This is a genomic window from Klebsiella sp. HMSC16C06 (assembly GCF_001808325.1).
Lineage (GTDB): Bacteria > Pseudomonadota > Gammaproteobacteria > Enterobacterales > Enterobacteriaceae > Klebsiella > Klebsiella variicola.
This window is the reverse complement of the sequence record NZ_KV792989.1, coordinates 1-9302: the sequence shown is the minus strand read 5'-3', so window position 1 is coordinate 9302 and position 9302 is coordinate 1. Positions and strand designations below refer to the sequence as shown.

Below are 9302 nucleotides of genomic sequence, written 5' to 3'. Positions count from 1 at the left end.
CGAACTCGACAGGAAGGGGAAGGACCCCAGGCTATGCAGTCGTAGGCCGGCGCAAGCGCAGCGCCGCCCGGCAATGAACATCCGGCGCGACGCCATGGTCCGGCTTAAAAATCCATCTTCACCGTGAACTGCACTTCGCGCGGGTCGCCAATCTGGTTGCCGAGGTTATTGGTGCCGATCGAGGAAGTGTAATAGGTCTTATCAAACAGGTTCTTCACATTCACCTGCAGCGTCACCGGATACTGCAGCTTCATCTTATAGGCGGCGAACACATCCGCCACCGCATAGCCCTGCAGATAATAATCCGCGCCGTTGGTGCCGGAGCGCTTGCTGACCGCATGGCCGCCGCCGCCGACGGTCAGGGTGTTGCTGTTATAGACGTTATGAATGTCATAGGTCAGGAACAGCGAACCGGTATGTTTTGGTACGTTTGGCAGCGGTTTCCCGGCGTAATCCGGATCTTCCAGCACTTTGGCGTCGGTGTAGCCGTAGCTGGCGATCACGCTGAGGTTATCGGTGATGGACCCGGCCAGGTCCACTTCCACGCCCTGGGAACGCACCTTGCCCGCCGTTTTGGCCACTGTCTCATCGCCAATGCTCTCGGTGTACAGCACGTTACGCTTATGAATATCAAACAGCGCGATATTGGCGGTAATGCCGTTTAACAGGTCGAATTTGGCGCCCACTTCGTAAGAGGTGGACTCTTCCGGTGGCAGCTCGCCGATATAGCTGGCGATCGACGACTGCGGCATAAACGACTGGGCGACGTTGGCGAACAGGGAGACGTTCGGCGTCACCTTGTAGACCAGGCCGGCTTTCGGCGTCCATTTCTCATCGCGGCTATCGGTATTGACGTTAAATGGTCGGCCTTTACCGGCGTACTGGGTGTAGTACTGGTAGCGCACGCCAGCGACCGCGATCCAGTTGTCAGTCAGGTACAGCGCGTCCTGCACGTATGCGGCATAGCTCTCCTGCTGGATACGCTGATCGCTGTCGGAGGCGGAGACGGTATTACAGGTGTCGAGAGTGCCGTAGACCGGATGATAGATGTTAAAGCCTTTCACGTTCTTGCAGCGCAGCATATCGGTGCGCAGCAGATCGTAATTCTCATAGGCGACGCCGGTCAGCAGTTCGTTATAAAAGCCGCCCACCACCACGTTGCCCTGCAGGTCGGCGCGGGTGGAATGCATCTTCTGCGTTGAACCGTGGGTACCGTCGACCCGGCGGGTGAGGTTGCCGGTCGCCGAATCATAGGCCATCACCCGCGCCTGGTTATCGTTGTAATTATCCTGGCTGTAGCTGTAGTCGAAGCGCGCGGTCCAGGCGTCGTTAAGGCGATACTCGGCGTTGAGCTGAGCGAGATCGGAATAACCATCGGTAATATTAAACGCTTCATCGAAGCGGGTTTTGCGATCGACGTTCACCGCATGGCCGGTGTTCAGATCGAAAATAGTGCCGCGGTCAAAAGGCGCGCTGTAGTCGCGGTGCGAATAGGACGCGGTCACCGTCGCCCGCTCGCCAAACCAGGTCAGGGAAGGGGCGATAAAGCTGCTTTTGTTTTTACCAAAATTGCGCCAGTAATCCTCATTCTGGTATTCCCCAATCAGCCGGTACGCCAGATTCGTGCCTTCGATGGGGCCGGTGACGTCGAAGCTGCCGGTACCGCCGCCAAAGCTGGTGGACGTCGCGGAAACCGAACCAGAGAACTGCCGCTCCGGCCGTTTGGTGATGACGTTGATCAGCCCGCCGGGGTCGAGGATACCGTACAGCGTTGAAGCTGGCCCCTTCAGGACTTCCACCCGTTCGGTGGCGGCGTTAAAGCTGCGCGGCAGCACGGTGCGCAGACCGTTGGTCATGATCGAGCCGTCGCGGTTGGCGCCGAAGCCGCGGCGGGTAAAGGCGTCCTGGGTACCGCCGAGGGTGTTGGTCTGCACCACGTTAGCGACGTTATACAGCGCCTCATCGAGTGAGGTGGCGTGCTGATCTTCGAGAACCCGATCGCTGACGGTATTAACCACCTGCGGAATATCCAGCAGCGGCATCGAGGTCAGCGTCGCGGTGGCGGAGCTGAGTGGCTGATAGCCGCTGGTGGCGCTCTGCTGCGCGCCGTCGGCCACCACGGTGATGGTCTCTTCCGCGTCGTTATTACTTTTCGCCGCGCTATTGTCGGCGGCCATTAATCCCGGTGAGGCTAAAAAAAGAAGCGAAAAAAGCGCGCGCCCTTGCAACGCTCTGCAGGCGACATGGGGTTGAGTCATTATCTGTTTCTCGTGAACGAATCTGCCTTTGCGGTCAGATTAAGCCAATAAAATCATTGCCCTGAATAATAAAAGCACTCTGTTTAGCGTCTGAACGCGCCTTCAGATGTGTAATTGAGAATCATTCAATCATGAAGGGATGTAGTAGTAAATGTTATGTAAGATAAAAAATTGGCGGTGGGAAATGGCGGGGTTATCACGTCTTTTCAATGAGGTGGTGTGTTGTTATTTTATTGATATTAAATGATTTTATCGATTTTTCTGTTGCGCAGCCTCGCTGTAGTGCTCGCGACGGACGGATGACGATGGCGAGTATTGACTACTACATCTATCCCCGTCATGATCAAAAGAGAATGAGATTTATTTTTGTTTGACTGCAGACTGTTCAGCGATGGCCTGGAACGCTGCGGCGCAGGAGCGAGTTATGCCACAGCGGGTGAAACCTGCAGAGCAGGGGATCGTACTGGATGCCCTGTCGGCCGGATACGGCCAGACCCTGATCGTTGACGATATCAACCTGACCATTCCCACCGGCAAAATGACGGTGCTGGCCGGGGCGAACGGCTCCGGTAAATCCACGCTGCTCTCGACCATCGCCAGAATGCTGAAACCGCTCGGCGGCTGCGTGCGTCTGGACGGGCAAGCCATTCACCAGATGCCGACGAAAGCCGTCTCGCGCCAGCTGGGCATCCTCCCGCAATCGCCGCTGACCCCGGAGGGGTTAACGGTTTTCGAGCTGGTCTCGCGCGGGCGCTACCCATGGCAAGGGCTGATGCGCCAGTGGTCCGAGGCCGATGAGCTGGCGGTGGAGGAGGCGCTGCGCTTAACCGGTACCGCCGAATTCGCCCATCTGCCGGTGGACAGCCTCTCCGGCGGCCAGCGTCAGCGCTGCTGGATCGCCATGGCGCTGGCCCAGCAAACGGCCACCATTCTGCTCGATGAGCCGACCACCTGGCTCGATCTGCGCTATCAGGTCGATATCCTCGAGCTGCTCCAGACTCTCACCCGCGAACATGGCCGCACGGTGGTGACGGTGCTCCATGACCTTAACTTTGCCGTTAACTACGCCGATCTGCTGGTGTTCCTCAAACAGGGGCGCATCGCCGGCACGATTAGCGACAACGACGTCTGTAGCCCTGAGCTGATTAAACGCGTGTTTGACGTTGACGTGCAGATGTCGATTAATCCGCAAACCGGCAAACCGTTCTTTATGCCGTTTCGCGCCCGCCAGGCCGTTGACGCATGAGCGCCGCCGTTATGTACGCCGCGCGGCGTCATGCCCGCCCCCGACTGGCACTCTTGCTGCTAACGCTGCTGCTTATCGCCGCCTCGCTGGTGCATCTTGGCTTAGGCGCCCGCTGGATAGCCCCACAGACGGTGCTGCAGGCGCTGCTGGAGTACAATCCGCGCAACTTCGACCAGCGAATCATCGTCGATCTGCGCCTGGTGCGGCTGGCGGCAGCGCTGCTGACCGGCGCGGCGCTCGGCGTCGCCGGGCTGCTGCTGCAGACGGTGATCCGTAACCCACTTGGCGAGCCGCATATTCTCGGCCTTAACGCCGGCGCCTCGCTGGCGGTGGTGGCGACCTCGGCGCTGGGCCTGTCTCTCGGCGCTTTTCCCGCCGGGCGCCCGCTGACCGCCGCCTGCGGCGCGGGGCTGCTGTTCGGTGGCGTGATGGCGCTGGCCTCTGCCGGGCGCGGCGGGGCGACGCCGCTGCGCATCACGTTGTGCGGAGTGGCGCTGTCAGCGTTTGCGTCGGCGGTGACGGCGGCGATATTGATCCTCGATGAACAGACGCTGCTGGCGATGCGTACCTGGCTGGCCGGCGACCTGGCCGGACTGAACTGGAGCACGCTGCAGACGGCGCTGGTTCCGGCGCTGATCGGCCTTGGCGTCGCGCTGCTCATTGCCCCACGGCTTAATGTGCTGGCGCTGGGGGATAAGGTGGCGCTGGGCCTTGGCATTAATCTCGTCCAGACGAGGCTGCTGGGTCTGCTGGCGATTGCGCTGCTGTGCGGTGCGGCGGTGGCGGTGGCCGGGCCGATCGGTTTTGTCGGGCTGGTGGTGCCGCACGTGGTGCGCCGTCTGGTGACGGAAGATATCCGTCTGGCGCTGCCCCTGGCGGCGCCGGTGGGGGCGCTGGTGCTGGTGCTGGCGGACATCGCCGCCCGGACGCTGGTCGCGCCGCAGGAGCTGGCGACCGGGGCGATGACCGCCCTGGTGGGCGCACCGCTGTTTATCTTTATCGCCGCGAGGTTTTTTAAATGACGCGCGCCGTTCACCGGGCCGGTTTTCGGCCGCTGGTTATCGCCTCCCGCCAGCTGCTGCTGCGCCCGGCGGCGCTCAATATTGCCGCCATCATGATGCTGATGCTGCTGGCGCTCGGGCTGTACAGCCTCAGCCGCGGCAGCTTTCCGTTGCCCGCGTCGACGCTGGCGCGGGCCCTGCTGGCGCCGCAGGAGATGGGCGAGCAGCCGCGCTTTATTCTGTTTGATATCCGCCTGCCGCGGATCCTGATGGCGCTGCTGTGCGGGGCCATGCTGGGGATGGCCGGCGCGGCGATGCAGAGCATCACCCGTAACGGGCTGGCCGACCCGGGGCTGATTGGCGTCAAAGAGGGGGCCAGCATCGTGGTGCTGGCGCTGGTGCTGTTTTTCCCGGCGGTAGGCCTGGTCTGGCGGCCGCTGGCGGGAATGGTCGGCGGCGTGGCGGTGGCCTTGCTGGTCCTGACGCTGGCGCGCGACTGTTCGCGGCCGCGCTTTATTTTAATTGGCATCGGCGTCTCCTGGACTCTGGCGGCAGCGGTCGGCATCTTTATGACCACCGCCGACGTTCGCGACGTGCAGACGGCGATGATCTGGCTGGCGGGCAGCCTGCAGGCCGCCACCTGGCCGCTGCTGGCGGTGGCCTTTTGCTGGGCGCTGCCCGGGGCCATCATCCTGTTCTGTACCGCCCGGGCGGCGGACGTGGCGCTGCTGGGCGACCGGACCGCCATCGGCCTCGGCGTACGTCTGCAGCAGCTGACGATGCTGCGCTTTTTCGCGCCGGTGCTGCTGACCTCGGCCAGCGTCTCCTGCGTCGGCAGCCTGGGCTTTGTGGGCCTGATGGCGCCGCATATGGCGCGTTTTGTGCTGCGCGGCGGCCAGGTATCGCTGCTGTGCGGCAGCGCGCTGATTGGCGCCTTGCTGGTGCTGGTAACCGATACCCTTGGCCGGCTGGCGTTTGCCCCGCTGCAGATCCCGGCGGGGATTGTCATTGCCCTGGTGGGCTGCCCATTCTTTGTTGTCTTGCTCTGGCGTCGCCGTGATGCCCTTTAACCAGGAAGGTAGTATGCGTTGGTTCGTCTCATTGCTGCTGTTGCTGACGGGGGCCGTCAGCGCCGCCGCCCCACAAACTCAAACTTTCACCGATGATTTAGGCCGCACGGTCACCGTCCCGCTGCATCCGCAGCGCATTGTTTCGATGCACGATCTCGATATTACCATTCCGTTGATTGAGCTCGGGGTGCCGCCGATCGCCAGCCACGGCCGGACGCGCCCGGACGGCAGCCACTATCTGCGCGCCAGCGCCCAGCTCACCGGTGTCGATTTCGACAACAGCGATATCCGCTTTATTGGCACCGCCGATATCGATCTGGAAGCGGTAGCCGCCGCAAAGCCGGATCTGATTATCACCGAGCCCAGCCGCCATGTGTCAGTGGAGCAACTGGAGAAGATTGCCCCGACGGTGAGCATCGACCATCTGCAGGGTAGCGCCCCGGAGATTTACCGCAAGCTGGCGCAGCTGACCGGCACCCAGCCGCGGCTGGCGATCCTTGAGCGCCGCTATCAGGAACAAATCAAACAGCTGAAAGCGATGGTCAATCCACCGCAGTACAGCGTCTCCGTGATCCAGGCGAACAACGGCAAGGTCACGGTGCATCATTCGTATCATGCGCTGGGCCGGGTGCTGCGCGATGCCGGGTTCCGCTTTCCGCCGCTGATTGAGCGGATCCCCGACGGTCAGCGCATTGACGTCAGCGCTGAACAGTTGCCGGAGCTGGACGCCGATTTTGTCTTCGCCACCTGGCGGTCGGATACCGGCGGTAAGCCGCAGGATGAGCTGCAGGCGATGGAAGGCGTGATGCCCGGCTGGTGTGACTTTTTGCGTGCCTGCCGCACCGGGCACTATATTTTGCTGCCGCGGGAAGAGGTGATCTCTAACTCCTACGCCGCGCTGTCTCTGATGGTGGCCCAGGTGCAGTCGCATATTGCCGGCAGGCCCATCCCGGCGGAGGCCAAATGAAAAGCGCGGTAAAAAAAGAGAAGGGCAAAGTCGATCTGTTCGGCGAACGCTATCGCGCCCGGGCGCACCAGCTTTCCCCCCGGCTGCGGGCCGTGGTCAGCTATATCAACGACAACCGCGAGGTGGTGCTGGAGCATACGGCGATGGAGATCGCCACGGCGACCCAGACCTCCGACGCCACGGTGGTACGCGCCATCCAGGCGCTGGGTTTCGCCGGGCTGCGCGAGCTTAAGCAGACCATGGAGCGCTGGTTCGGCACCTCGGTCACCTCGGCGGAAAAGATGCGCTCGACGGTCACGGCGCTCTCCAGCGACGTCAACTCCAGTATTGATTTTGTGCTTGAAGGCCATCAGCGGGTCTGCGAGGTCCTGTCGCGGGCCGACAACCGCGCGGCGGTGGCCCAGGCGGTGGCATTGCTCAGCGACGCGCGCCAGGTAGGGATCTTCGGCATCGGCGCCTCGGGGATCCTCGCCGAGTACACCGCCCGGCTGTTCAGCCGCATTGGCCTGCCGGCGTATGTGCTGAACCGCACGGGCTTCAGCCTCGCCGAGCAGCTTATCGGCCTGCAGCGCGGCGATGTGCTGATCATGATGGGGCAAAAATCCCCCCATCGCGAAGGGATGACCACCCTGCGCGAGGCGAAGCGGCTGGGTATTCCGACCATCCTGCTGACCCAGGCGGTGGACTCGCGCTTCAGCCAGGAGGCGCAGGTGGTGATCGACGTCCCGCGCGGCGGGGACAGCAGCCGGATGCCGCTGCACGGCACGGTGCTGGTCTGCCTGGAGATGATTGTCCTGTCGGTGGCCTCCACCACGCCACAAAAAACGGTGAAATCCCTGAAACGAATCAACGACCTGCACCGGGCCATCGGTAAATCCGGCGGTAAACGGGGCAGTTGAAGAGATAATTCACCAGCGGGAAGGTTTCCGGTTGCATATAAAAGTCAGTGTGTGTATTTTTATGCAAAATAAATGCATAAAAAGGAAATCTCATGGTCAAGAATTTGCTCAAGGCGTGTTTCATGATGGCCGCGCTGACGGCAGCCGGACAGGCGGCTGCGGAAACCTATACCGTCGGTTCCGGCGGCACCTACCGGCCGTTTGAATTTGAAAACAGCCAGAAACAGCTGGAAGGTTTCGACATCGACATCATCAAAGCCATCGCTAAAGCCGAAGGCTTTGACGTCAAGCTGGTCAATACCCCATGGGAAGGCATCTTCGCCACGCTGAACACCGGCGACCGCGACATCATCATCTCCGGGATCACCATCACCGATAAGCGCAAACAGATGGTCGATTTCTCCGCGCCGTACTTCCCGGCCGAGCAGTCTATCGTCGTCGCCCAGGACTCGCAGGTGGATTCGCTGGCGGCCCTGAAAAACGAGAAGGTCGGGGTGGTGAACTCCAGCACCGGCGATATCGTGGTTTCTGAGGTGCTGGGCAAAAACAGCACCGCGATCAAGCGTTTCGACAATACCCCGCTGATGCTTCAGGAGCTGTTTGAGGACGGCGTCAGCGCCGCGGTTGGCGACGTCGGGGTGGTGAAGTACTACATCAAACAGCACCCGGAGAAGCAGTTCAAGCTGGTGCCGGATGCCAAATTTGAGCGTCAGTATTTTGGTATTGCGGTGGCGAAAGGCAACAGCGAACTGCTGGGCAAGATCAACGCCGGGCTGCAAAAGATTGTTGCTGACGGGACTTACGCCAAAATCTATAAAACCTGGTTCGACGACAACGTGCCGACGCTGCCAGCGCAATAATCCACCTTTTTCAGTGACCACGGCTATCGCCCAGGCGATAGCCGTATTTTTTAGGGAAGGACTATGACGGGATTCCGTTGGGAGATCATCGAGGAGTACGGCCCGCTGTTTGTGGACGGCGCCCTGATGACGATTAAATGTACCATTATCTGCGTGATCCTCGGGACGCTGTGGGGGTTAACTCTCGGTCTCGGGCGGATGGCGAAGGCCGAGCACGGGCCATGGAAATATATTCTCCGCTACCTGGTGCAGTTTCCGGTGCGTTTTTACGTTAGCGCCTTCCGCGGTACGCCGCTGTTTGTGCAGATTATGGTGGTGCACTTTGCGCTGGTGCCGCTGTTTATCAACCCGCGCGACGGCCTGCTGGTAACCGGCGGCCTGATGAGCGCTGACTTTGCCCGCGAGCTGCGCGCCAGCTACGGGGCGTTCCTCTCCTGCATCGTGGCGATCACCCTTAACGCCGGAGCCTATGTGTCGGAGATTTTCCGCGCCGGCATCCAGTCGATCGACAAAGGGCAGATGGAGGCCTCCCGCGCGCTGGGCATGCCGTGGTGGAAAACCATGCGCAAGGTGATCCTGCCGCAGGCGTTTCGCCGCATTCTGCCGCCGCTGGGCAACAACGCCATCGCCATTGTCAAAGACTCGTCGCTGGCTTCGGCGATTGGCCTGGCCGATCTGGCCTACGCCGCGCGCACCGTCTCCGGCGCCTACGCCACCTACTGGGAACCCTACCTGACCATCTCCCTGGTCTACTGGGTGATCACCTTCCTGCTGGCGCAGCTGGTTAACCGTCTGGAAAAGAGGTTTGGCAAAAGTGATTCACATTAATAACTTACATAAGCGCTTCGGCGACAGCCACGTGCTGCGCGGCATTAGCTGCGATATTAAACCGCAGGAAGTGGTGTGCATCATCGGCCCGTCCGGCTCGGGAAAAAGTACCTTCCTGCGCTGCATGAACGCCCTGGAAACGGTCAGCGAAGGCGAGGTGGTGGTTAACGGCT

The 9302-nt window shown here is 61.1% G+C and carries 8 protein-coding genes and 1 pseudogene; 8 read left to right on the top strand and 1 reads right to left on the bottom strand.

The genetic code is table 11. The annotated features are described in order from the left end of the window. Positions 1–104: 104 nt before the first annotated feature. On the bottom strand, positions 105–2177 hold the full coding sequence (locus HMPREF3142_RS06625; protein WP_072122350.1) for a TonB-dependent siderophore receptor: 2073 nt from the start codon (positions 2175–2177) through the stop codon (positions 105–107). A 505-nt stretch (positions 2178–2682) separates the two neighbouring features. On the opposite strand from HMPREF3142_RS06625, the gene HMPREF3142_RS06620 reads away from it, so the two are divergent. The 8 genes and pseudogenes from HMPREF3142_RS06620 to HMPREF3142_RS06585 form a co-directional block, all read left to right on the top strand. Next, a complete protein-coding gene (locus HMPREF3142_RS06620; protein WP_008804500.1) occupies positions 2683–3504 on the top strand; it encodes an ABC transporter ATP-binding protein in 822 nt (273 codons plus the stop codon). After that, positions 3501–4526, top strand: a complete 1026-nt coding sequence (locus HMPREF3142_RS06615; protein ID WP_023322816.1) for a FecCD family ABC transporter permease — start codon at positions 3501–3503, stop codon at positions 4524–4526. Before HMPREF3142_RS06620 ends, HMPREF3142_RS06615 begins: the two co-directional genes overlap by 4 nt. Then, entirely contained in the window at positions 4523–5575 is a 1053-nt protein-coding gene (locus tag HMPREF3142_RS06610) for a FecCD family ABC transporter permease (RefSeq protein ID WP_022066101.1), read from the top strand. Before HMPREF3142_RS06615 ends, HMPREF3142_RS06610 begins: the two co-directional genes overlap by 4 nt. Next, positions 5565–6542 (top strand): iron-siderophore ABC transporter substrate-binding protein, encoded by a 978-nt coding sequence (locus HMPREF3142_RS06605; protein WP_074456603.1) that lies wholly within the window; start codon positions 5565–5567, stop codon positions 6540–6542. The genes HMPREF3142_RS06610 and HMPREF3142_RS06605 overlap by 11 nt, the downstream gene beginning before the upstream one ends. Beyond that, positions 6508–7441 (top strand): annotated as a pseudogene (locus HMPREF3142_RS06600) (MurR/RpiR family transcriptional regulator). The gene HMPREF3142_RS06605 and the pseudogene HMPREF3142_RS06600 overlap by 35 nt, the downstream one beginning before the upstream one ends. 92 nt (positions 7442–7533) lie before the next feature. After that, a complete protein-coding gene (locus HMPREF3142_RS06595) occupies positions 7534–8301 on the top strand; it encodes a basic amino acid ABC transporter substrate-binding protein (protein ID WP_008804504.1) in 768 nt (255 codons plus the stop codon). A gap of 63 nt (positions 8302–8364) precedes the next feature. After that, positions 8365–9129 (top strand): amino acid ABC transporter permease, encoded by a 765-nt coding sequence (locus tag HMPREF3142_RS06590; RefSeq protein ID WP_008804505.1) that lies wholly within the window; start codon positions 8365–8367, stop codon positions 9127–9129. Continuing rightward, positions 9116–9302: ATP-binding cassette domain-containing protein (locus HMPREF3142_RS06585; protein ID WP_139146163.1), on the top strand; the 187-nt coding region annotated here is incomplete at its 3' end. The genes HMPREF3142_RS06590 and HMPREF3142_RS06585, both read left to right, overlap by 14 nt.

Coding starts and splice junctions, on each gene's coding strand:
- HMPREF3142_RS06625 (WP_072122350.1), bottom strand. CDS start 2,177: ATGGCCGCCGACAATAGCGCGGCGAAAAGTAATAACGACGCGGAAGAG.
- HMPREF3142_RS06620 (WP_008804500.1), top strand. CDS start 2,683: ATGCCACAGCGGGTGAAACCTGCAGAGCAGGGGATCGTACTGGATGCC.
- HMPREF3142_RS06615 (WP_023322816.1), top strand. CDS start 3,501: ATGAGCGCCGCCGTTATGTACGCCGCGCGGCGTCATGCCCGCCCCCGA.
- HMPREF3142_RS06610 (WP_022066101.1), top strand. CDS start 4,523: ATGACGCGCGCCGTTCACCGGGCCGGTTTTCGGCCGCTGGTTATCGCC.
- HMPREF3142_RS06605 (WP_074456603.1), top strand. CDS start 5,565: ATGCCCTTTAACCAGGAAGGTAGTATGCGTTGGTTCGTCTCATTGCTG.
- HMPREF3142_RS06595 (WP_008804504.1), top strand. CDS start 7,534: ATGGTCAAGAATTTGCTCAAGGCGTGTTTCATGATGGCCGCGCTGACG.
- HMPREF3142_RS06590 (WP_008804505.1), top strand. CDS start 8,365: ATGACGGGATTCCGTTGGGAGATCATCGAGGAGTACGGCCCGCTGTTT.